Annotated in this window: 19 protein-coding genes and 1 pseudogene; 14 read left to right on the forward strand and 6 right to left on the reverse strand. The window is 62.8% G+C overall.

Annotation, left to right across the window (positions count from 1 at the left end; genetic code table 11):
• Positions 1-43 precede the first annotated feature (43 nt).
• From frr to lpxB, 10 genes and pseudogenes are all read left to right on the forward strand, one after another.
• Positions 44-598 carry a ribosome recycling factor gene (gene frr, locus NLY33_RS19450; RefSeq protein WP_023671027.1) on the forward strand — a complete coding sequence of 185 codons (555 nt, stop codon included), beginning with the start codon at positions 44-46 and terminating at the stop codon, positions 596-598.
• Between the two features lie 31 nt (positions 599-629).
• Positions 630-1352: an isoprenyl transferase gene (locus NLY33_RS19455; RefSeq protein ID WP_031196581.1), complete on the forward strand. Its 723-nt coding sequence runs from the start codon at positions 630-632 to the stop codon at positions 1350-1352.
• An 11-nt stretch (positions 1353-1363) separates the two neighbouring features.
• Positions 1364-2179: a phosphatidate cytidylyltransferase gene (locus NLY33_RS19460; RefSeq protein ID WP_023706232.1), complete on the forward strand. Its 816-nt coding sequence runs from the start codon at positions 1364-1366 to the stop codon at positions 2177-2179.
• 103 nt (positions 2180-2282) lie between these two features.
• Positions 2283-3425, forward strand: a complete 1143-nt coding sequence (gene rseP, locus NLY33_RS19465; protein WP_023693444.1) for an RIP metalloprotease RseP — start codon at positions 2283-2285, stop codon at positions 3423-3425.
• 217 nt (positions 3426-3642) lie between these two features.
• Entirely contained in the window at positions 3643-6036 is a 2394-nt protein-coding gene (bamA, locus tag NLY33_RS19470; protein WP_023707489.1) for an outer membrane protein assembly factor BamA, read from the forward strand.
• Between the two features lie 77 nt (positions 6037-6113).
• Positions 6114-7157: pseudogene (gene lpxD / locus NLY33_RS19475) on the forward strand (UDP-3-O-(3-hydroxymyristoyl)glucosamine N-acyltransferase); the annotation flags it as partial.
• 15 nt (positions 7158-7172) lie between these two features.
• Entirely contained in the window at positions 7173-7625 is a 453-nt protein-coding gene (gene fabZ, locus NLY33_RS19480) for a 3-hydroxyacyl-ACP dehydratase FabZ (RefSeq protein ID WP_023684696.1), read from the forward strand.
• A 15-nt stretch (positions 7626-7640) separates the two neighbouring features.
• On the forward strand, positions 7641-8474 hold the full coding sequence (gene lpxA, locus NLY33_RS19485) for an acyl-ACP--UDP-N-acetylglucosamine O-acyltransferase (protein WP_023706235.1): 834 nt from the start codon (positions 7641-7643) through the stop codon (positions 8472-8474).
• Positions 8461-9363, forward strand: a complete 903-nt coding sequence (locus NLY33_RS19490) for an LpxI family protein (RefSeq protein ID WP_023706236.1) — start codon at positions 8461-8463, stop codon at positions 9361-9363. The genes lpxA and NLY33_RS19490 overlap by 14 nt, the downstream gene beginning before the upstream one ends.
• On the forward strand, positions 9353-10531 hold the full coding sequence (lpxB, locus tag NLY33_RS19495) for a lipid-A-disaccharide synthase (protein WP_023706237.1): 1179 nt from the start codon (positions 9353-9355) through the stop codon (positions 10529-10531). The genes NLY33_RS19490 and lpxB overlap by 11 nt, the downstream gene beginning before the upstream one ends.
• A 125-nt stretch (positions 10532-10656) precedes the next feature.
• Here the strand turns inward: lpxB and gltA are convergent, their stop codons facing one another.
• The gene (gltA, locus tag NLY33_RS19500) at positions 10657-11988 is read right to left on the reverse strand and encodes a citrate synthase (protein WP_023671037.1); all 1332 of its coding nucleotides are present in this window, start codon (positions 11986-11988) and stop codon (positions 10657-10659) included.
• A 180-nt stretch (positions 11989-12168) separates the two neighbouring features.
• On the reverse strand, positions 12169-13593 hold the full coding sequence (gltX, locus tag NLY33_RS19505; RefSeq protein WP_023706238.1) for a glutamate--tRNA ligase: 1425 nt from the start codon (positions 13591-13593) through the stop codon (positions 12169-12171).
• Between the two features lie 464 nt (positions 13594-14057).
• Between gltX and arr the strand changes: the two genes are divergently transcribed.
• Positions 14058-14474: an NAD(+)--rifampin ADP-ribosyltransferase gene (gene arr / locus NLY33_RS19510; RefSeq protein ID WP_023696562.1), complete on the forward strand. Its 417-nt coding sequence runs from the start codon at positions 14058-14060 to the stop codon at positions 14472-14474.
• A 112-nt stretch (positions 14475-14586) separates the two neighbouring features.
• Positions 14587-17043 (forward strand): ComEC/Rec2 family competence protein, encoded by a 2457-nt coding sequence (locus NLY33_RS19515; RefSeq protein WP_023707490.1) that lies wholly within the window; start codon positions 14587-14589, stop codon positions 17041-17043.
• Here the strand turns inward: NLY33_RS19515 and lexA are convergent.
• Complete coding sequence (gene lexA / locus NLY33_RS19520) at positions 17037-17819, reverse strand: transcriptional repressor LexA (RefSeq protein WP_023684703.1); 783 nt, start codon at positions 17817-17819, stop codon at positions 17037-17039. The genes NLY33_RS19515 and lexA overlap by 7 nt on opposite strands.
• A 205-nt stretch (positions 17820-18024) precedes the next feature.
• The gene (locus tag NLY33_RS19525) at positions 18025-18789 is read right to left on the reverse strand and encodes a GntR family transcriptional regulator (RefSeq protein ID WP_023684704.1); all 765 of its coding nucleotides are present in this window, start codon (positions 18787-18789) and stop codon (positions 18025-18027) included.
• Between the two features lie 168 nt (positions 18790-18957).
• Between NLY33_RS19525 and kynU the strand changes: the two genes are divergently transcribed.
• Positions 18958-20205 (forward strand): kynureninase, encoded by a 1248-nt coding sequence (gene kynU / locus NLY33_RS19530; RefSeq protein ID WP_023684705.1) that lies wholly within the window; start codon positions 18958-18960, stop codon positions 20203-20205.
• A 105-nt stretch (positions 20206-20310) separates the two neighbouring features.
• On the opposite strand, the gene kynA is transcribed toward kynU, so the two are convergent.
• Both kynA and NLY33_RS19540 read right to left on the reverse strand, forming a co-directional pair.
• Positions 20311-21147, reverse strand: coding sequence for a tryptophan 2,3-dioxygenase (gene kynA / locus NLY33_RS19535; protein WP_031196583.1), 837 nt, complete (start codon positions 21145-21147; stop codon positions 20311-20313).
• Positions 21144-22769 (reverse strand): AMP-binding protein, encoded by a 1626-nt coding sequence (locus tag NLY33_RS19540; RefSeq protein ID WP_023671045.1) that lies wholly within the window; start codon positions 22767-22769, stop codon positions 21144-21146. The genes kynA and NLY33_RS19540 overlap by 4 nt, the downstream gene beginning before the upstream one ends.
• 166 nt (positions 22770-22935) lie before the next feature.
• Between NLY33_RS19540 and NLY33_RS19545 the strand changes: the two genes are divergently transcribed.
• Entirely contained in the window at positions 22936-23766 is an 831-nt protein-coding gene (locus tag NLY33_RS19545) for a hormone-sensitive lipase (protein ID WP_023706240.1), read from the forward strand.
• The last annotated feature ends 30 nt before the right edge of the window (positions 23767-23796 follow it).

The raw sequence follows: 23796 nt of genomic DNA on the forward strand, positions 1-23796 counted from the left end.
CCCTAAGCAGTGAACCCGGATCAAACGGGTCGAGGAGACTAAGATGAGTGGTGAGTTCGACGACCTCAAGCGGCGCATGGATGGCGCGATCGCCGCCTTCAAGCACGATCTGGCTTCGCTGCGCACCGGCCGTGCCTCCAGCAATCTGCTCGACGCCATCCAGGTCCAGGCCTACGGCACCACCATGCCCATCAACCAGGTGGCGAACGTGTCGGTGCCGGAGCCGCGCATGATCTCGGTTTCGGTATGGGACAAGTCGATGGTCGGCGCGGTCGACCGTGCCATCAGAGAATCCAATCTCGGCTTCAATCCGATCGTCGACGGCACCAATCTCAGAATTCCGCTGCCCGAGCTCAACGAGCAGCGCCGCAAGGAACTGGTCAAGATTTCGCATGGCTACGCCGAGAACGCCCGCGTTGCGGTGCGCCATGTCCGTCGCGACGGCATGGACTTCTTGAAGAAGGCGGAAAAGGACGGCGACATCAGCGAGGACGATCAGCGCAAGCGCTCCGATCAGGTCCAGAAGCTGACCGACGAAACGATCAGCACCATCGATCACCTGCTTTCCGATAAGGAAGCTGAAATCATGCAGGTTTAGGGTCGGCCCGCACCGGCCCGAAAGCGAGACAATGGCAACGCCCGCGCATGTCGCGATCATCATGGATGGAAACGGACGCTGGGCCAAGGCGCGCGGCATGCCGCGGCTTGCCGGCCATCGCGCCGGCGTCGAAGCGCTGCGCAAGACGGTGCGCGCCGCGCCCGGTCTCGGCATTTCCTTCCTGACCGTCTACGCCTTTTCGTCGGAAAACTGGTCGCGGCCCAAGGCCGAAGTCAGCGATCTGATGGGGCTTTTGAAACTGTTCATCCGCCGCGATCTGGCCGAACTGCACCAGAACGGCGTGCGCGTCAGGATCATCGGTGACAGGGCGGGGCTGCAGCCGGACATCAGGGGCCTGCTGGAAGAGGCCGAATCGCTGACTGCGCGCAATGAATCGCTGACCTTGGTCATCGCCTTCAACTATGGCGGGCGCGACGAGATCGTGCGCACGTCACGCAAGCTCGCAGCCGCAGTGGCGCGCGGCGAGATCGACGCAGAGGCGATCACGGCAGACACTTTTGCCGGCGCCCTCGACACCGCAGGCATTCCCGATCCGGAGCTGGTCATCCGCACCAGTGGCGAGCTTCGGCTGTCGAACTTCCTTCTGTGGCAGGCAGCCTACAGCGAACTGGTTTTTCTGCCTTGCTACTGGCCTGACTTCAGCCGCGAACACCTGGCCGACGCATTGCGCGATTTTGCTGGCCGCGAGCGCCGTTTTGGCGGGCTTGCCGCTCAAGATGTCGCTGCCTCGTGATCGGCGGCGGGATGAACAATCTTCAGCTTCGCATCGTCTCGGCGCTGGTGCTGGCCGCAATAGCGCTTGGCCTGACCTGGTTGGGAGGGCTGTGGTTCCGCCTGCTTTGCGCCGGGATATCGGCGGTCATCTTCTATGAATGGGCGCGCATGTCGCGCCCCTTGGCCGGTGCGACCCTCGGCTTCATTCCCGAAGCGCTGCTTCTGGTGTTCGTCGTCGCCCTGGTTGCAGGCGTGCCGGCATCGTGGCTTCTGTCTCTTGTCCTGGCCATGGTTGTGGTCGCTGCTGTCGGCGCCCGTATGCGTGGAGCGGCGCAATGGGATGCAGCCGGTCTTGCCTACGCGGCTTTGTCCGGCTTATCGCTGGCGCTGCTGCGCGGCGGCGACCATCCCGGCCTGGTCGCAATCCTGTTTCTGTTCGCCGTGGTCTGGGCGACCGACATCTTCGCCTATTTCGCCGGCCGCTCCGTCGGCGGGCCCAAGCTCGCGCCATCGATATCCCCCGGCAAAACGCAGAGCGGCGCACTTGGCGGCGCTGTCGGCGGCGTGGCCGCCGGCGTGCTTCTGGCTGCCGCCGCCGGGGCCGGCAATCTTGGCGTCCTCGCCTTGGTTGCGCTGGTGCTGTCGATTGTTGCCCAGGTTGGCGATCTCTTCGAATCCTGGGTCAAGCGCCGCCACGGCCGCAAGGATTCAAGCGCGTTGATACCCGGGCATGGCGGTGTCATGGACAGGGTGGACGGGCTTGTCGCGGCGGCTGTTGCCCTATACGTGATCGGCTGGATTTCGGCGGGCGCCGATCATCCGGCGCGGGGACTGTTTCCGGCTTGAGTGATATTTCACGGCGAAGAAATGGCGCACGCCACGGATTCGCCTGGATTGATGTCACAGTCGCGGCGACACCTTTTGCCGCAGGTGAATTTGAGGGCATGAGTTGAACGAAATTCTTCACGCGTTTTTCAGCACGGAAGGCTTTGTCCTCGGCACGCTGGTGCCGTTTCTGTTCGTGCTGACCGTGGTCGTCTTCATTCACGAAATGGGCCATTACCTGGTCGGCCGCTGGTGCGGCATTGGCGTGAAGGCCTTTTCGATCGGCTTCGGCCCCGAACTTCTCGGCTTCAACGACAGCCACGGCACGCGCTGGAAGCTCTGCGCCATACCGCTCGGCGGTTATGTCAAATTCGTCGGCGACATGAGCGCCACGTCGAGCCAGCCGAGTTCGGAAGATCTGGAAACGCTGACTGACGCTGAACGCAAGGTCGCCTTCCACACGCAACCCATCTGGAAACGCGCCGCCACGGTGGTGGCCGGACCGCTGTTCAACTTCCTTTTGACCATTGCCGTCTTTGCCGTGCTGTTTTCCCTCTATGGCCGCCCTGTGTTTGAGCCGATGGTGGCGGCGGTCACCGCCGGCAGTCCAGCCGCAAGGGCCGGCATTTTGCCAGGCGACCGATTCGTCGCCGTCGACGGCAGCAAGGTTGAGACCTTCGCCGACGTCCAGCGCCTAGTTTCGGGCCGCGGCGGCGACGCCATCACCTTCACCATGTTGCGCGACGGCAAGGAGGTCACGGTCGTCGCGACGCCGGAGCCGATGGAGCAGCTGGACGCACTGGGCAACAAGGTCAAGGTGGCCGTCATCGGCGTCGTCAACAACAAGGATGTCGGCCAGCCCAGGCTGATCACCTACAGCCCTGTCGGAGCAGTCGGCGCCGCGGTCGAGGAGACGGGGCACGTCATTCAGCGCACCGGCCAGTTCCTGCAGCGATTCGTTGTCGGCCGCGAAGACAAATGCCAGCTGGGCGGCCCGATCAAGATCGCCAAGATGTCGGGGCAGGCGGCAAAGCTGGGCTTCCTATGGCTGGTGCAACTCGTCGCCGGCCTGTCGGTCGGGATCGGAATTCTGAACCTTTTGCCGATTCCCCCCCTCGACGGCGGCCATCTCCTGTTCTACGCACTCGAAGCCGTTTTCCGGCGTCCGGTATCGGAGCGGATGATGGAAATGGGATACCGGGCCGGCCTCTTTCTGGTTCTGGGATTTATGGGCTTCGTCTTCTGGAACGATCTGTTTGGGTGCTGAAATCATGAAGAAATTTGGCTTCAGCACCGGCAATGTTGAGACGCCGTTTACCATGCACGGGGGTATGCGTGACGCGAAAGCCACGCATCAGGGTTAAGTAATTACAAATTAACCAGAAGCCTTGCGTGTAGGGAAAATCCGGTTAATACGGTAGGAGAAATTACCGCACGTCCGGTTTTCTCGCCGTGGGGACTTCGAGAAAAGGTACAAAAGCCCGATGAAGGCAGCATCCAAATTTTTGAGCGCCGCGTCCGCGGTGGCTATGTCCGCCGCTCTGGTTGTACCAGGTGCGCTCGCCGTGCAGTTCGTTGCCACATCTGCGGCGCAGGCAGCCGTTGTCTCGAGAGTCGAGGTCAGCGGCAACCAGCGTGTCGACGCCGACACCATCCGCAACTACATCACGATCAAGCCGGGCAAGGCGTTTTCCAGCGCCGATATCGACGATGCGGTCAAGGCGCTGTTCGGCACCGGGCTGTTCTCGGACGTGCAGATCAATCAGGTCGGTTCGACGCTGGTAGTCAAGGTTGCCGAATACCAGGTCGTCAACCAGGTTCTGTTCCAGGGCAACAAGAAGCTCAAGGACAACGCGCTGGCAGTCGCCGTGCAGTTGAAGCCGCGCGGGACGTTCTCGCAGGCAACGCTGGACTCCGATGTCGAGGCGGTAAAGGCTGCCTACAGGCGAATTGGCCGGGATGACGCCGCTGTCACGACCCAGATCATGGATCTCGGCGACAACCGCGTGAACGTGGTCTTCAACATCAACGAAGGCGGCCGCACCAAGATCGCCGCTGTCAATTTCGTCGGCAACAGCGCCTATTCGAGCCGCCGCCTGTCCGACGTCATCGCAACCAAGCGCTCGAGCTTCTTGTCCTTCGTGCTGCGTGACGACGTCTATGACGAGGACAAGCTCCGCGCCGACCAGGAATCGCTGCGCCGCTTCTATTACAATCACGGCTATGCCGACTTCCAGGTGGTCTCAGCCGTCGGCGAGCTCGACGACACGACCAACCAGTACACCGTTACCATCACCGTCCAGGAAGGCGACCGCTATACGTTCGGCGACGTCAGCGTCGAGAGCACCATTCCCGAAGTCGACTCGAAGGCGCTGGAATCGGTGGTTCAGACCCACAAGGGCGACGTCTACAACGCCAAGAATGTCGAGGATACCATCATCGCGCTGACCGAAAAGGTCGCGGGTTCGGGCTATGCCTTCGCCCAGGTGACGCCGCGCGGCGATCGCAACTTCGAGAACCACACCATTTCGGTCGTCTATACGATCGACCAGGGCACCAAGGCCTATATCGAGCGCATCGAAATCCGCGGCAACGACCGCACACGCGACTATGTCATTCGTCGTGAGTTCGATGTCAGCGAAGGCGACGCCTTCAACCAGGTACTCATCCAGCGCGCGAAGAAGCGGCTGGAAAAGCTAGATTACTTTGAGAAAGTCGACGTTTCGACTGTCCCGGGTTCTGAGCCAGACCAGGTCGTGCTCGTGGTCGACGTGGTCGAGAAATCGACCGGCGAGTTCTCGGTTGGCGCAGGTTATTCGACAGGTGGCGACACTGCCGGTCCGTCCGTCGAAGGTTCGGTCGCGGAGCGCAACTTCCTCGGTCGCGGCCAGTACATCAAGGTTTCGGCGGGTGGCCGCAAGAATTCGCGGGACTACAGCCTGTCCTTCACCGAACCCTATTTCCTGGGGCGCCGTATCGCCGCCGGCTTCGATATCTTCCAGCAGACCCGCAACTACGACCACTATGACAGCGAGACGCTGGGTGCGACGGTGCGCTTCGGCCTGCCGATCACCGACAACATCTCGACGCAGTTGGCGTACAATATCGCCCAGGAGAAGTACAAGCTCGACGACGGTTGCGATAACAATCCTGCCATCCCGGGCAACGCCCCTGGCGACGGGATTCCCGACGCGGACTGCAACGTATCTGCGGCAATCGTCCAGGGAATTGATGAAAGCCCTTGGATCAAGTCGTCGGTCAGCCTTGGGCTGGTCTACAACACCATCGACGACATGAAGAGCCCGCATGAAGGCATCTACGCCACCACGACCATGGAAGTGGCCGGCCTTGGTGGCGATGCCAAATTCGTCAAGGTTACCGGTCGTGGCACTGTCTACCAGACGTTGTCCGAACAGCTGGATCTGGTCGGCCTGATCTCAGGTGGTGCTGGCCATATTGCGGGCTATGGCGATAACGGCCTGCGTATCTTCGATCAGTTCCAGAGCAGCGACCGCATGATCCGCGGCTTCGAGTATGGCGGTATCGGCCCCGCGGATATTGCAACGGGTGACCACCTCGGCGGCACCACTTATTTCAATGCGTCGGCCGAAGCTCAATTCCCGATACCGGTCATTCCGGAAAGCTTTGGTGTCCGCGGCGCTGTGTTTGCTGATGCCGCCACACTGTACGGCAGCAAGATAAATGTCGCCGGGGTTACTCAAGCTTCAACTGATCTAGAGCTGCGCGCGTCGGTTGGTGTCGGCTTGCTGTGGTCATCGCCTTTTGGCCCGATCCGCATCGACTACGCGATGCCCGTCAAGAAGGAAAAGACCGACGACGTGCAGGAATTCAACTTCGGCATGTCGAGCCGCTTCTGATCTTGCGGTAACGATGCTTCCGGGCCGTTGGGGTCCGGAAGAGAATTGATCCGACCTAGCTGGATATTGCTTCTGGAATGACCGATCCGGTGTTCTTCGCGCCATCACGCCGGTATACGGCCGGCGAAGTCGCGAATCTGACCGGCGCATCGCTTGTCGATTCCGATCTTGCCCACATATCGATCGATGCGTTGGCGCCAGCCAACGAAGGCGGCGAGGGTGCGCTCGTCTTCGTCGACGGCAAGCGCAATTTCGCGCTGATGCAGTCGCTGAAGGCGGCGGCCGTGTTTTGTCCCGCCGAGTTCGCCGGCAAGGCGCCGGCCGGCATTGCGGTTCTGGTGCATCCGCGCCCGCAGCAGGCCTTCGCCATGATCGGCCGGCTGCTGTTCCCGATGGCGGCTACGCCGGGACCGATGACCAGCGAAACCGGGGTCTCGCCGCAAGCTCATGTCGATACCACGGCGCATATCGAGGCAGGCGCGATCATCGAGGCCGGAGCCGTCGTCGGCCCGCGTGCTTCCATCGGCAGCGGAACGGTCATTGCCCCCCACGCCGTTATCGGTCCGTCATGCCAGATCGGCCGCGACGGCTATATCGGACCAGGTGTCAGCGTCCAGTACGCGCTGATCGGCAACCGCGTCATCATTCATGGCGGCGCCAGGATAGGCCAGGACGGCTTCGGCTTTGTCGGCGGCGCCAAAGGGCCCGAGCGTGTGCCGCAGGTCGGCCGCGTCATCATTCAGGACGATGTCGAAATCGGCTCGAACACGACCGTCGATCGCGGCGCCATGTCGGATACGGTCATCGGTCAGGGCACCAAGATCGACAATCTGGTGCAGATCGCCCATAACGTTCGCATCGGCCGCAATTGCATTATTGCCGGGCTCTCTGGTATTTCCGGCTCCGTCACCGTCGGCGACGGTGTCACCATGGGCGGCGGCGTTGGCCTTGCCGATCATTTGACCATAGGATCAGGGGCCAAGCTTGCTGCAAGGAGCGGGTTCATGAGCAACGTGCCGGCGGGCGAGATCTGGGGAGGCTATCCGGCGCAGCCGATGGCGGAAGCCATGCGCGAGATCGCCATGCTGAGGAAGCTCGCCAGGACGCGCAAGCAGGGCGAGGGGGAAGTAGCTGAGATGGTGCCGGCGACGCTCGAAGCGGTCGATATATTGGGGTTGATGAAGCTTTTGCCGCATCGCTATCCCTTCCTGATGATCGATCGCATCATCGAAATCGACGGCAATGATTCTGCCATCGGCATCAAGAACGTGACCATCAATGAGCCGCATTTCCAGGGCCATTTCCCGGATCAGCCGGTGATGCCGGGCGTGCTCATCGTCGAGGCTATGGCGCAGACGGCCGGCGCGATCTGCATCCGTAACCTCAACACGGAAAAGCCGTCGCTGGTCTATTTCCTGACCATCGACAACGCGAAATTCCGCAAACCGGTCGTCCCGGGCGACCAGTTGAAGATCCACGTCAAGAAAATCAAGATGCGCGGCAACCTGCTCAAATTCGCCTGCGAGGCCATGGTGGAGGGCACAAAGGCCGCCGAAGCCGAGATCTCGGCAATGATGGTTACCGGCTGACGGTTCGAAATGCTCATGAAAATACAGACTTCAATCCACCCCTCGGCCGTCATCGAGGCCGGCGCGCAGATCGGCGAAGGCGCCGCAATAGGACCTTTCTGCTATGTCGGCGCTGACGCCGTGATCGGTGACCGCGTCGAACTGGTCAGCCATGTCTCGGTGCTGGGCGCGACAACCATTGGCGCCGCGACCAAGGTCTATCCAATGGCGACACTGGGCGGACCGCCGCAGAACACCAAGCACAAGGGCGGCCGCACCACTTTGGTCATCGGCCAGAACTGCACGATCCGCGAAGGCGTGACCATGCATCTCGGCACCGATTCCAGCCGCGGCGAGACGACCGTCGGCGACAACGGCAATTTCCTTGCCTATGCCCACATTGCCCATGATTGCGTCGTCGGTAAAAACGCCACCTTCGCTAATGGCGCGACCCTGGGCGGCCATTGCGAGGTCGGTGACAGCGTTTATATTGGCGGCCTCAGCGCCGTTCATCAGTTCGTGCGTGTTGGTGACAACGCCTTTCTCGGCGGCTGCTCGGCTTTTGTCGGCGATGTCATTCCCTACGCCATTGCGGTGGGCAATCGCGCGAGCCTGCGTGGACTCAACATCATCGGCCTGAAGCGCGCCGGGTTGCCGCGCGCCGAAATCTACCTGCTGCGCAAGGCTTACAAGACCATCTTCGACCGCTCCCGCACTGTCGGCGAGAACATCGAATTCGCCAAGGCCGAGTTTGCGTCGTCGCCGACGGCCATGAAAATCATCGATTTCATCACCAGTCGCGGCAAGCGGCATTTTGCCGTCCCGTCGCTTAAGGGTGGCGACGGCGACGATGCCGATGACGAAGGCTGAGGCCACTTCAACGGCCCTCGATCTTGCGCCGGACGCCAGGGTCGGCATCATTGCCGGCGGCGGTAGCTTGCCGGTCGAAGTTGCCGCCGGCCTGGCGGAGGCCGGACATCCGCCCGTCATCATCCTGGTCGAAGGTCAGGCCGACCGTCAGTCCGACCTCACAATCTATGAGCATGAAAGCCTTGCGCTGGAAGACATCGGCTCGCTGGTTGCGTTGCTGAGGCGCCGGCGGATCACCCATCTTGTGCTTGCCGGCGAGATCAGGCGCAGGCCGCGGTTGGTCGACATGCGTCCGAACCTTGGGCTACTGGCACTTATACCCTCGCTCGCCATGGCGCTTGCCCGCGGCGATGACGGGCTGTTGAAGATATTGACCCGCGGCCTGGAGGCACGGGGCGTCAAGGTTGTCGGTGCGCATGAAGTCGTGCCCCGGCTCGTCGCGGCCGAAGGGCCGCTGACCAAAGCAGTGCCGCGAAAGTCCGACTGGCGCGATATCGAGGCGGCACACGCGGCGGCAAAGGCCATCGGCGCGCTCGACATTGGTCAGGCGGCAATTGCCATCGGTGGCCGCACTGTTGCCCTGGAAGGCGTCGAGGGCACCCACGGACTGCTCGAGCGGACGCAGCAGTTGCGCGGCCATGGCAGGCTGGCCGGCAAGACGCGCGGTGTCCTGGTCAAATGCGCCAAACCTGGCCAGGAATTGCGTGCCGATCTGCCATCTATTGGCCCCCAGACCGTCGAGGCGGCGCATGCCGCGGGGCTCGCCGGCATTGCCGTCGAAGCCCGCCGTTCGCTCATCCTCGAAGGCCCCGCCGTTGTCGCGCGCGCCAATGCGCTCGGCCTGTTCGTGTTCGGCCTGCCGGCTGCGGAGTCTGTCCATGGCAGCTGAGAAGCCGCTGAAGATTGCCATCGTCGCCGGCGAAGAATCCGGCGACCTGCTCGGCGCCGACATCGTGCAGGCGCTGAAGCGCATGACCGGGCGCGAGGTGCAACTCGTCGGCACTGGCGGGCGGCATCTGCAGGCGCTCGGACTGGCGCCGCTGTTCGACGGCGCCGAGATCGCGCTGATGGGGCTCAGCGCCATCCTGCGTGACTTGCCGCGCCTGATGCGGCGGATCAGCCAGACGGCAAGTGCTGTCGCCGCCGAAAAACCCGACTGTCTGATCACCATCGACAGCCCCGATTTCTCGCTGCGCGTCGCCAAAAAGATCCGCGCCGCCGATCCGTCGATCCCGATCGTCCATTATGTCTGCCCGAGCGTCTGGGCGTGGCGGCCGGGTAGGGCGGCCGCGATGAAGCCCTATGTCGACCACATACTGTGCATCCTGCCTTTCGAGGTAAAGGAGCTCAGCCGTCTCGGCGGCCCGCCTGGCACTTACGTCGGACATCGCCTCACGCATGATCCAGGCGTGCAGGGCGCGGCCAGGGCGCAAGCCCAGCCACGCGATCTCTCGGCCGATCACGTCAAGACGCTGCTCGTCCTGCCAGGGTCGCGGCGCGGCGAGGTGAGCCGGCTTATCGGTCCGTTCGGCGAGACGGTGTCGGCGCTGCGCGCGCGTGGCCACCGGCTGCGGCTGTTGCTGCCGACGGTGCCGCATGTCGCCGAACTGGTCAAGACATCGGTGGCGCGCTGGGATCAGGAGCCGGAAGTCATCCTCGATCCCGAGCGCAAGTGGCAGGCCTTCGGCAAGGCCGATGCGGCGCTGACCGCGTCTGGAACGGTGTCACTGGAACTGGCGATGTCGGGTGTCCCGATGATCTCTTGCTACAAGTTCGATCCGATCATGCTGATGGCGCAGAGCCTGATCACGGTGTGGAGCGCTGCTTTGCCCAACCTTATTGCCGACCGGCCGGTCGTGCCGGAAAGCTACAACCAGTATGTGCGGCCGCACTATCTGGCGCGGCAGCTCGAGGCACTGTTCTCAGACACCGCCTACCGCGCTTGGCAAAAGGACGGCTTTGGCGAGGTTGCCAGACGCATGGCCACCGACAGGCCCTCCGGCGACATCGCCGCCGATGTCGTTCTTCGCCACATCGGGAGAGCGAATAGGGCTTAGCGAGTGAATAGTGAATAGTGAATAGTGAATAGGATTAACGAGCTCTCGACTATAATCAAGCTGCTACTTACTACCTGCTATTACTACCTGCTATTCACTACTTACCATTCACCATTCACTCTCTTTCACCTTTTCGCAATCGGCACGTAGTCGCGTTCCGGGGCGCCGGTATAGAGCTGGCGCGGGCGGCCGATCTTCTGGTGCGGGTCCTCGATCATTTCCTTCCACTGCGCGATCCAGCCGACGGTGCGCGCGACCGCGAACAGTACGGTGAACATGGTGGTGGGGAAGCCCAGCGCCTTCAGCGTGATGCCGGAATAGAAATCGACGTTCGGATAGAGCTTCTTCTCGATGAAGTAGGAATCGGTCAGCGCGATCTTTTCCAGCTCCATGGCGATGTCGAGCAGCGGATCGTCCTTGATGCCGAGTTCGCCCAGCACCTCATGCGCCGTCTTCTGCATGATTTTCGCGCGAGGATCGTAGTTCTTGTAGACGCGATGGCCGAAGCCCATTAGCCGGAACGGATCGTTCTTGTCCTTGGCGCGGGCGATGAATTCCGGGATGTGGTCGACATGGCCGATCTCGCCCAGCATGTTGAGCGCCGCTTCGTTGGCGCCGCCATGCGCCGGGCCCCACAGGCAGGCGATGCCGGCGGCAATGCAGGCGAACGGATTGGCGCCCGACGAGCCGGCAAGGCGCACCGTCGAGGTCGAGGCGTTCTGTTCGTGGTCGGCGTGCAGGATGAAGATGCGCTCCATGGCGCGCGCCAGCACCGGATTGATCTTGTATTCCTCGCACGGCACCGCAAAGCACATATGCAGGAAGTTGGCGGCGAAGTTCAGCTCGTTCTTCGGGTAAATGAAGGGCTGGCCGATATGGTATTTGTAGGCCATGGCTGCAATCGTCGGCATCTTGGCAATCAGCCGCATCGAGGCGACCATGCGCTGATACGGGTCCGAAATGTCGGTGGAGTCGTGATAGAAGGCCGACAGCGCGCCGACCACGCCGCACATCACAGCCATCGGATGCGCGTCGCGGCGGAAGCCGGTGAAGAAGCGCGACATCTGCTCGTGCACCATGGTGTGGCGCGTCACCCGGTAGTCGAAATCGTCCTTCTGTGCCTTGGTCGGCAGTTCGCCGTAGAGCAGGAGGTAGCAGACTTCGAGGAAGTCGCCATGCTCGGCCAGCTGGTCGATGGGATAGCCGCGGTGAAGCAGGATGCCGGCATCGCCGTCGATGAAGGTTATCGCCGACTCGCAGCTCGCCGTCGAAGTGAAGCCGGGATCGTAGGTGAAGGCGCCGGTGGTGTTGTAGAGCGCACCGATGTCGATGACGTCGGGCCCGACCGAGCCGCTCCGCACCTTGAATTCATGCGTCTTGCCGGCCAGTTCGAGCGTGGCAGTCGACGGGTGCGTCGTCTTGCTGCCGGTTTCCAGTCTCGTCGCAGCTTCGCTCATTCTCAAACTCCTTCATCTTCCTCATGCCGGCAAGGCAATTCCTGCAAACGACACGTCGAAATCACCGGAATGCGCGAACTCGCCACCGCATTTAGGAAGTGCGTGCCAGATTGGGCCAAGGCCTAATGTTGCACTGCGAAACCCGCCTTTCAATGCCAATCTTTTTGGGCCAGCTCGCTCCTAATCGATTTGATCCGCAATCCGCGCCAGGCTTTCCTCGCGGCCAAGCACGGCAAGCACGTCGAACACGCCGGGCGAGGTGCTGCGGCCGGTAAGGGCCGCCCGGAGCGGTTGGGCCACGGCGCCGAGCTTGTGGCCGCCGGCCGCTGCGAACTTGCGCACCGCGGCTTCAGCCGCGGCAGCCGACCAATCGCCCGAAACAGTCTGCAAAGCGGCATGTGCGCCGCGCAGGATCGCGCGCGCGTCGGCACTGAGCAGTGCTGCCGCCTTCTCGTCGATCGGCAGCGGCCGCTCGACGAACAGGAAGGCAGCGCCATCGGCCAGTTCCACCAGCGTCTTGGCGCGCTCTTTCAGGCCAGGCAAGGCGGCCAGCAGCTGCGCCTTCCTGGCGTCGTCGAGACGGGCGGCGATAGCAGATCCGCCTTCGAGGTATGGCAGAGTGGCGACGAAAATGTCGAACAGCTCGGTATCGGCCATCTTGCGCATATGCGCGCCGTTGATTGACTCGAGCTTGGCGAAGTCGAAGCGCGCCGCACCCTTGTTGACATCGCCGATGTCGAACCACGAAATCATGTCCTTGATCGACATGATCTCGTCGTCGCCATGGCTCCAGCCGAGCCTTGCCAGATAGTTGAGCAGTGCCTCGGGCAGATAGCCCATGGCGCGATAAGCCTCGACACCGAGTGCGCCGTGCCGCTTCGACAGCTTGGCGCCGTCGGCGCCGTGGATCAGCGGGATATGCGACATCGACGGGACGTCCCAGCCCATGGCGTTGTAGATCACCGTCTGGCGCGCGGCGTTGGTCAGATGGTCGTCGCCGCGGATGATGTGGGTGACGCCCATGTCATGGTCGTCGACGACGACGGCATGCATGTAGGTCGGATTGCCGTCCGAGCGCAGGATGATGAAATCGTCGAGGTCCTTGTTGGGGAAGCGCACCTCGCCCTGCACACGGTCGTGCACCACGGTTTCGCCCTCGGTCGGCGCCTTGATGCGGATGGCGCCCTTGACGCCGGGAGGCGCCTCCGAGGGGGCACGATCTCGCCACTGGCCGTTGTAGCGCGGCGGCAGGCCCTTGGCGCGTGCGGCCTCGCGCATCGCCTCGAGCTCGGCAGGCGTCTCGTAGCTGTAATAGGCCTTGCCCAGGCGCACCAGCTCCTCGGCCACCTCACGGTGGCGCGGCGCGCGCTCGAACTGCGATATGGCCTCACCGTCCCAGGAAAGGCCGAGCCAGGTCAGCCCATCCAGAATGGCCTGTGTCGCCGCCTCGTTGAAGCGTTCGCGGTCGGTGTCCTCGATGCGCAGCACCATCGTGCCGCCGGTGTGCTTGGCGTACAGCCAGTTGAACAGCGCCGTGCGCGCGCCGCCGATATGCAGATAGCCGGTGGGCGAGGGGGCAAAACGGGTGACGACCGTGTCGGACATGGAACTCTCGGGAAGCCTTGGAAAGCGGAGCGTGATCGCGCGGACTTTCGCGCTTTGCGCGTTCATGTAGCATAGGGGGTCTGGGGCGCAAGGGGCAGACCCGATGGCTGGATGAGGCCGGGGGCACGTCGGCAATTATCGTTTGCGTCAACTGGCGGTGGAGCCTTGTAGCACAAAAATCTGTTCGCACCTCCGCGCAACCTCATTTGGCAGCAGCGTCAATGTCTGGGTTTCATTCGGCTGCAGCGCCCGTCACAGTGCCTGGAACATCGCTGCGACGGTGGTAGCCCCCTCTGACGAGCGGACATTTCTTCACGGATGCGGCACTGCCCGACACAACGCCGCCGTGACAGCGTTGGCTTGGTCACGCATATTGACCTTTCTGCAATCATTATCGTGAACACCGCAACTGTGTGCGGTCCGGCCTCGCCACGAAGGAGGAATGATTGAAAGAAGGACTACCGATGACCAGAAACGCCGACCATACGGAGGGTGATCCGTTCTACCATGGTACCCGGGCGGATTTGAAACCCGGGGATCTGCTGAGCGTCGGCCACCCTTCCAATTTCAGAGGTAAACCACTGTCATGGATCTATTTCACCCAGACACTGGAAGCCGCCATCTGGGGAGCAGAGCTTGCAACGGGTGACGGTCGTCAAAGGATTTACATCGTAAAGCCGACGGGGTTTTTTATGGATGACCCTAACCTGACCGATAAAAAATTTCCCGGTAATCCGACGAAATCCTACCGCTCCCGTGATCCGTTGCTCATCCTGGGGGAGCTCGCTGAATGGCAGGGTCATACACCGGAACAATTGAAGGCAATGCACGATGGGCTTGCTCGCCTGAGGGCGGAGGGCCGGGATATGATTGAGGATTGAGCGTCCTTGGCGAGTGATCGTCAATTCCGGCGCGGTGGACGCGACCGCACGGACTTTCGCACTTTGCGCGTTCATGTAGCATAGGAGGTCTGGGGCGCAAGGGGCAGACCCGATGGCTGGACGTGGCCGGGGCACGAAGGAAGGCGAAGGCGGCGAGGCAAGCGTCAGCGAACGCTCGCTGTTTGCCGATAGTCCCTATGCCGAGCCGCTGCCCCTCGCGCTGCCTGAGCCGCATCCCGGCATAGCGCCCGCGCTGCCCGGTCACGCCTTGCCGGCGCAAGTCACAGCGCCCGGATCTATCGCCCGACTGCGCAGACGGCTTCGCCGCCCGTCATGGCCCGCGCTCCGCCGCAGCCTTGCCGTGGCCGCCAACACGGAGCTCGACCGGGGCGTCGCCTTCCTGCTGGTCCCGGTTTTCCTGGCAGCCGGCGTCATCGTCTACTTCTCGCTGGCCGGCGAGCCGGGCTTTGCGCAGCCAATCGCCATTGTGGTGCTGGCGACATGTTGCGCTGTCGCCACGCGATCGCGGCCGAGGACGCATCTGTTCTGCATGGCCGCGATGCTGTGCGCGCTCGGCGTCGTCGCCGCCAAAGTCGAGACCTGGCGCGCCGGAACGCAGATGCTCGGCTCCGAGATCCAGACACGGCTGACCGGCCGCGTCGTCAGTCTCGAACAGATGGAGAGCGGGCGCATCAGGCTGACGCTCGACGTGGTTTCGACCGCTTACCCCAAGCTGCGCTACGCCCCGGAGCGGGTCAGGCTCTCGGCGCGGACCGTTCCCGCCGATATGACCGCCGGCTCCCTGATCACCGGCTATGCCAGGCTGTTGCCGCCGACCGGTCCGGTGCGGCCGGAGAGCTACGATTTCTCCTTCGACAGCTATTTCACCGGTATCGGCGGCAGCGGCTTCTTTCTCGGCAATCCGAAAACCATTGCTACGCAGGGACCGCCGCCGCTGACCGCGCGGCTCTCCTCGGCAATCGAGAGCGCGCGCGAAAACATTGCCGACCATATCAGGGGCAAGATCGGCGGCGCCGAAGGCGAGATTGCCGCGGCGCTGATTGTCGGCGTGCGCGCCGGCATCCCGGACGAGGTCAACGAAGCGATGCGGCGCACCGGCATCTATCACATCATCTCCATCTCCGGCCTGCATATGGCGCTGGTTGCCGGCACCATCATGGCGTTGCTGCGCGGCGCCTTTGCGCTGTTTCCGGATTTCTCCTCGCGCCGGCCGGTGAAGAAATATGCAGCAGTGGCAGCACTCGTCTCCATCGCCGCCTATCTCGTCATTTCAGGCATCGTGGTGGCTGCCGAGCGCAGTTTCATCATGCTAGCGGTCATGCTTGTCGCCGTGCTGTTTGATCGCGCCGCACTCACCATGCGCAATCTGGCGATCTCCGCCATTGCCGTCATCCTGGTGTCGCCGCACGAGGTGGTCGGTCCCAGCTTCCAGATGTCGTTTGCCGCCACTGCCGCCCTTGTCGGCGCCTATGCCGGCTGGGCCGATTACCGCGCCGACAAGGTGAGAACGCCACCGGCAAAGCGCTCCTTCGTCGGCTTCCTGTCGCGAAAATTCGCGCTGGCCATGGGCGGCCTCGCCATGACCTCGATCATCGCCGGCAGTGCAACCTTGCTGTTCGCCATCTGGCATTTTCAGCGTGTGTCGCCGCTCAGCCTGATCGCCAATCTGGCCGTGATGCCGATTGTATCGTTGATCGTCATGCCGTTTGCCGTGCTCAGCGCGCTGGCGATGCCGTTCGGCGCCGACGGACCGTTCCTCTATGTGATGGGCAAAGGCCTGACGGCGATGATCGCCATATCGGCCTGGATTTCCGAGCGCTCGCCGGTCGATGCCGTCGGGTTGATTTCCATCCGCTCGGTGCTGCTGGTGACGGTCGCCCTCGTCATCGCCACCATGGCCACCACCTGGCTCAGGCTGGCGGCCGTGCCTTTCGCGCTGGCCGGCCTGTTGACGGTGCCGCAGGTGCTTACGCCCGACGTGCTCATATCCGAGGATGCGCATCTGGTGGCCATGCCGATCGGTGGCGGCGAACTCGCCCTCAACCGCGAACGCTCCAACGAATTCACCACGGACAATTGGAAACGGGCGCTGCGGGCCGAAACCATTATCCCACCTGAGATTTTCGAGTCAACAGATACGCGGTTCGATCTCGATCCGCTCGATCTGCCGCCCGGCTCGCCCTTCTATTGCACCGGCGATCTCTGTATCGCCCGGCACCCTTCCGGAGCCATTGTAGCGCTTGCGAAAGACCGCAAGACGGCGCGGCCGGCCTGTGCCTTCGCGAGCCTGATCGTCATCGATGACGCCACCGCCTACAATCCGTGCCGCGACCCGCTGGTGCTGGTCGTGACGAAGAAACAGCTGGCCCGCGACGGCAGCGCCGCCGTCTTCTTCGATCCGCAATCGGCAGCTGCAGCGCCAACCATCCGCTTCGCCGTCGACAAGCCGTATCGCCACTGGCACGAGCAACGCCGCTTCTCCCGCGAAGCGCGCGGCCTGCCGCCTTACAACCAGCGTGAAAAGTACAAACCCAAGCCGGCTCAGTAGCGCCGGATCAATCCGACAAGCTTGCCCTGCACCTTCACCCTGTCCGGTCCAAAAATGCGGGTCTCGTAGGCCGGGTTGGCGGCTTCCAGGGCGATCGAGGCGCCCTTGCGGCGGAAGCGTTTCAGGGTCGCTTCCTCATCGTCGACCAACGCCACCACGATCTCGCCGGGGCTGGCTGTGTCGGCATTGCGGATGATGACCGTGTCGCCATCGAAAATGCCGGCCTCGATCATCGAATCGCCCTTGACCTCGAGCGCGTAGTGTTCGCCGCCCATGATCATATCGGGCGGCACCGAGATCGAATGGGTCTGATGCTGGATGGCGTCGATCGGCACGCCGGCGGCGATGCGTCCCATAACCGGGATTGAAATCGCGGAAACGGCATCGTCATTGCCGGCCGACATCGAACGCGACGGCGAGCCCGGCTTGATCTGGCGGCCGAGACCGCCTTGGCCCAACGCGCCTTGTCCTTGGCCGCCTTGCCCTTGGCCGGTTTGACCAAGACTGCCCTGAATGACGCTCGGCGAAAACTTCCTCGCCGCATTGAGGCCTGGTGCGATCGAGTCGGGCAGCCGCAGCACTTCCAGCGCGCGCGCCCGGTTCGGCAGCCGGCGAATGAAACCGCGCTCCTCAAGCGCCGTGATCAGGCGGTGGATGCCGGACTTGGAGGCGAGGTCGAGCGCTTCCTTCATCTCGTCGAAGGACGGCGGGATTCCGCTCTCCTTCAGGCGTTCATGGATGAACATCAGAAGCTCATGTTGTTTGCGCGTCAGCATCGCGGCCCCCAAGGGTTCTGAAACCAGAATCAGAAAAAACAAACCCAGAACAAACACTATCTGTTCCAGTTGTGTTCCGCAACCTTTTAAAGTTTAATGAATGTGTTGACGTTTTGTTCAGCGTAACGTTCGGCGCTGCGAGCGCCGCCTGCGCCCAGTTGCCAGCAACGGGGTGAAACGAAGACAAAGTGCCCTGCGTCGTCGGCTACGATCGCCGCTTCCTTTTCGGACGGGGCTGCGCAGCATCCGCGCGGGGTTCTCTCTGGGCATAGACCCGCAGCGTGTAGCCGATGTGAGCGGTCATCAGAGTTTTCGCACGTTCGACGTCGCGATCGAGGGCCGCTTCCATCAGGGCGGTATGGTGTTCGATCGCCACGGCGTCGCGCAGGGCCGCCACGGCCTTCCGGTGTCCGTCCGTGCGGCCGGCGGCGGCGCGCAGCGTCGGGGCCAGACCCAGAAAGCGGTGATGGCGATGCAATTGGTCGGAAATCGTTGCATTGAAGCGCAGCAGCCAGCTGGATGTCGCGGCACTGAGCAGCGCCGCATGGAAGGCATCGTGTTTTTCGTACCACGCGTCGACCGCATCATCCGATGGATCGTCGAGAACAGACCCGCACCGTGAGAGACGATAGTGGGCGGCAACGACCGCGTCTTCCCACTCACGGTCGCCCTTCTCGATCGATTCCACCAGCAGGGGCAGTTCGACCACCAGCCGCGCACGTGCCAAATCCTCGAGCTCCGCCCGAGAGACGGGAGCGACCGCAAACCCGCGGTTGCTGATGGCGGTCACAAGCCGTTCCGCCTCCAGCCGCGACAGCGCCTCGCGCAACGGCGTCCAGCCGATGCCGTAGGTGTTGCGCAGCGTGCTCAGCTTCAACGGCGCGGCAGGCGCCAGCCGGGTCGCAAGAATATCGCGCCTGAGCAGGCGATAGGCCACTTCCGTCTTCGAGGTCTGCTCGTCATCCAGCATCGTGATCCATCAGACATAAACGCTCGGGCGGATCATTATATATCAAAGCCTTTCAATGGGTGAATTATATATAATGTTTGACAGTTCAAGGGCGACCACTCAAGATCGCCGGCATGTTTGGGCGGCAGGCTCCGCCGCGCGCGTTTGTCCATGGAGGGGCGCCGGATCATGAGCACGACACCCGATCTCGCTACAATCGAAGCAATGGATGCCGCCGATCCGCTGCGCTCCATGCGTGAACGCTTTGTCTTGCCGCAAGGCGTGATTTATCTCGACGGCAATTCCCTGGGCGCCGCGTCAGCGGTCGTCTTCAGCGAACTGCAGCAGGCCGCCACGCAGGAATGGGCGCACGACCTCATTCGCGCCTGGAACACCGCCGGCTGGTTCAACATGCCGGTGGAACTCGGAGATCAGCTCGGGCGACTGATCGGCGCGGCTGATGGGCAGACGGTGGTCTGCGACACAACCTCGATCAACATCTACAAGCTGCTGCACGCAGCGCTCGGCATGCGGCCGGATCGGTCGGTCATCGTTGCCGAGGGCGACAGTTTCCCGACCGACCTCTACATGGCCGAAGGCGTCGCCTCGACCCGGCCGGGAACGCGGCTGCGGCTGGAGGGCGTCGACGCGGCCGCAATCGAGGAGCTGATCGACGACAGCGTTGCCGTCATCCTGGTCAACCACGTCAACTACAAATCCGGCCAGTTGCGCGACATGGCGGCGCTGACGCGCAAGGCACATGACGCCGGCGCGCTGATCATCTGGGATCTCTGCCACACGGCCGGCGCCTTGCCGGTCGAACTTGACCGTGCCAATGCCGATTTCGCCGTCGGCTGCACCTACAAATACCTCAATGGCGGCCCGGGCTCGCCGGCCTTCATCTACGCGGCCGAGCGCCACCATGACGATGCCCACCAGCCGCTCAGCGGCTGGTGGGGCCATGCGCGGCCCTTTGCCTTCGAGCAGGGCTTTGCCGTCGGCAGCGGCATTCGCCGCTTCCTGTGCGGAACGCAGCCGGTGCTGTCGATGCGGGCGCTCAAGGGCGCGCTCGATATCTGGAACGACGTCGATATGGCGGCGGTGCGCAGAAAAAGCATCGCGCTGACCGACCTGTTTATCCAGCTCGTCGAAGCCAGATGCGGCGCCTACCGGCTTGAACTGGAAAGTCCTCGCGACGGCAGCCAGCGCGGCAGCCAGGTGTCGTTCCTCCACCCGCATGGCTATCAGGTGATGCGGGCGCTGATCGAGCGCGGCGTGATCGGCGATTTCCGGGCGCCGTCGACCATCCGTTTCGGCTTCACGCCGCTCTATGTCGGATATGGCGATGTCTGGCAGGCGGTCGAAGTCCTGGAGGATATTCTGCGCACCGGCGCCTGGCAGGACGCCCGCTTCGCGGTGAAGACCGCGGTTACGTGAGAAACCAGAGCAATTTCAGGAAAAGTGTGAAGCGGTTTTCCGTCCGAAATTGCGTCAATCAAAGAGCTAGAGCATTTCGCCGTTTCCGTTAAACGGTGAAATGCTCTAGAGCCGGGTGCGGACCGTCCAGAGCTCCGGAAACAGCACGACCTCCAGCATCTTCTTCAGATAGGAGGCGCCTGAGGTGCCGCCGGTGCCGCGCTTCAAGCCGATGATGCGCTCGACCGTTGTGACGTGGTTGAAGCGCCAGCGGCGGAAGTAATCCTCGAAGTCGACCAGCTTCTCGGCCAGTTCGTAGAGCATCCAGTAGCGCTGCGGGTCGCGGTAGACGGTTTGCCAGGCAGCCAGCACGTCTTCGTTCTCACCGCGCGTCTCGCGCCAGTCCGTGCGCCCGGCATCGGCGCCGATGTCGAAGCCATTGCGCGCCAAAAGCAGAAGCGCCTCGTCGTACAGCGACGGCGTGGCCAGGATCGCTTCCAGCCTGTCCGTAAGATCGCGCCGGTGCTTGTGCGGCCCGAGCATGGCTAGGTTGCGGTTGCCGGCCATGAACTCGATGGCGCGGTACTGCCACGACTGGAAGCCCGAGGATTGGCCGAGCGCGTCGCGAAACTCGGTGTATTCGCTTGGCGTCATCGTGCGCAGCACGTCCCAGGCATTGTTGAGCTGCTCGAAGATGCGCGCGACGCGAGACAGCATCTTGAAGCTCGGTTCGAGGCGGTCGGCGCGGATAGAGCGGATCGCGGCGCCGATCTCGTGTAAAGCGAGCTTCATCCACAATTCCGATGTCTGATGCTGGATGATGAACAGCATCTCGTCATGGGCCGAAGACAGCGGCGCCTGCGCATCGAGCACCTTGTCCAGCTGCAGATAGTCGCTGTAGGACATCCGCTCCTTGAACGACATCTGCGCGCCATCGGACGCCGGATCGTGCGGCTTAATCAATTGCTCTTCTCCGCGCGCAACCGGAAGCGCTGGATCTTGCCGGTCTGGGTTTTGGGCAAGGCGTCGATGAACTTCACCGAACGCGGATATTTGTAGGGCGCGATCGTTGCCTTGACGTGGTCCTGCAGGCGTTTGACGGTCAATGCGTCCGGCGAAACACCTTGCACAAGCACGATATGCGCCTCGACGATCTGGCCGCGTTCACCGTCCTCGGCGCCGGTCACCGCGCATTCGGCGACGTCGGGATGCGAGAGCAGCGCCGCTTCGACCTCGGGGCCGGCGATGTTGTAGCCGGCGCTGACGATCATGTCGTCGGAACGCGCGGCGAAGTGGAAGAAGCCATCCTCGTCCTGCGTGAACGTATCGCCGGTGAGATTCCAGCCGTCGCGGACATAGTCCTTTTGCCTGGCATCGGCCATGTAGCGGCAGCCGGTCGGGCCGCGCACCGCCAGCCGGCCAGTAGAGCCGCGCGGCAACTCCCGCATCTCGTCATCGACGATGCGTGCCTGATAGCCGCCGACGGGTTTGCCGGTGGAGGCCGGCTTCATGTCGTCGAAGCGGTTGGAGATGAAGATATGCAGCATCTCGGTGGCGCCGATCCCATCGAGGATCGGCTTGCCGGTCTTCTCAGTCCATTCCTCGAAGACAGGCGCCGGCAGCGTCTCGCCCGCCGAAACCGCGACGCGCAGCGAGGACAAGTCAGCGCCTTGATCCATGGCCTTGAGCATGGCCCGATAGGCGGTTGGAGCGGTGAAGGAAATGGTCGCTTTGTAGGTCTCGATGATGTGGATCATGTTGGGTGGCGTCGCCTGTTCCAGCAGCGTCGCCGCGGCGCCGAAACGCAGCGGGAAGATGGCGAGCCCGCCAAGACCGAAGGTAAAGGCAAGGGGCGGGGAGCCGACGAAGATGTCGTCGGGCGTCACCTCCAGGATTTCGCGGGCATAGGCGTCGGCGACGATCAGCAGGTCGCGGTGGAAATGCATCGTCGCCTTCGGCACGCCGGTGGTGCCGGAGGTGAAGCCGAGCAGGGCGACATCGTCGCGGCCGGTGTTGACGGCAGTGAAGGTGACCGGCTTGTCGAGGGCGGCGCGGTCGAGTTCCGCGTCATGGTTGGCCGTGCCGTCGAAGCCAATGACCTGCTTGAGATACGCACTGCCCTTGGCGCAGGCGGTCATCTCGTCCATCAGCCTTGTATCGCAAAGCGCAACCGTGATTTCCGCCTTGTCGACGATCTTGGCGAGTTCGCCGGCGCGCAGCATCGGCATGGTGTTGACGACCACCGCGCCAACCTTGGTGGCGGCCAGCCAACAGGCGACCATGGCCGGGTTGTTGGCCGAGCGGATCAGCACCCGGTTGCCCGGCTTGACGCCATAATTCTCGACCAGGGCATGGGCGAGCCTGTTGGTCCAGTCGGACAGTTCCTTGTAGGTGCGGCGGCGGCCATTGCCGATCAGCGCGGTGTGGTCGCCGAACCCTTTTTCGACCAGCCTGTCGGTCAATTCGACGCCGGCATTTATGTGGTCGGGATAGTCGAAGCCGTCGAGCAAAAACTCCGGCCATTGCTCCGGCGGCGGCAGGTTGTCGCGCGTGAATGTGTCGATATGCGCTGATGGCCCAAGCATTTTCGGCTGCCCCTGTCTGCCTCGCGCCCATGGCTGAACAAGGCGCAGGATCGCACCAGTCGAAATTTGTTTCAAGCCTAAAATGTTTTTAGGTCGCAGGATTGACGCCGCCCTGTTCGGCGGCCATTCCTGTCGACTGAACTGAAGCCATCCGGGAGGGATGCAGATGCTCCAACATCGTGTTGCCGATTGGGACAATGCCTACGCCAACGGCGACAACATTGCCGGCAGCAATCGCTGGCCGGCCGCGTGGGACACACCGGCACAGGCTTTTCGCGACACAATGTCGGCGTCCGGTCGGGCCAAGCTCGACATCGCCTATGGCGACAGCCCGCGCAACAGGCTCGATCTGTTCCTTCCCGATGTCATGCCCAAAGGGCTCGTCGTCTTCATCCATGGCGGTTACTGGAAGGCGTTCGACAACAAGCCATGGTCGCATCTGGCCAACGGCGCGGTTGCCAATGGCTTTGCCGTGGCAATGCCGACTTACACGCTTTGTCCCGACATACGCATTTCCGGCATCGTCAGGGAAATCGCGGCGGCGATCGGCAAGGCGGCGACGATGGTCGGCGGGCCGGTGATCCTGACCGGGCATTCCGCCGGCGGCCATCTCGCCTCCAGGATGGTGACGACAACGACGCCTCTGGCCGCCGATGTGGCCGGCCGCATACGCAATGTCGTCTCGATCTCCGGGGTTCATGATCTGCGGCCGATCATGCGGACGGGGATGAACGCGACACTGGCCATCGATGAAGCGGAAGCACTGGCCGAAAGCCCGGTTCTGCTGCGCCCCATGCAGGGCGCGCGCATCACCTGCTGGGCCGGCGGCGGCGAGCGGGCGGAGTTCCTGCGCCAGAATGCGCTGCTTGCCAACATCTGGATCGGCCTCGGCGCCACGACCAGCACAGTGGTCGAGCCGGACCGGCATCATTTCAGCATCGTCGACGGGCTTGCCGATCCGACACATCCGCTGACGCGGACATTGCTGGCGGAGTAACAACCAGTCTTATCTCTTGGAATTAACGGC

The organism is Mesorhizobium sp. C432A, assembly GCF_030323145.1.
Lineage (GTDB): Bacteria > Pseudomonadota > Alphaproteobacteria > Rhizobiales > Rhizobiaceae > Mesorhizobium.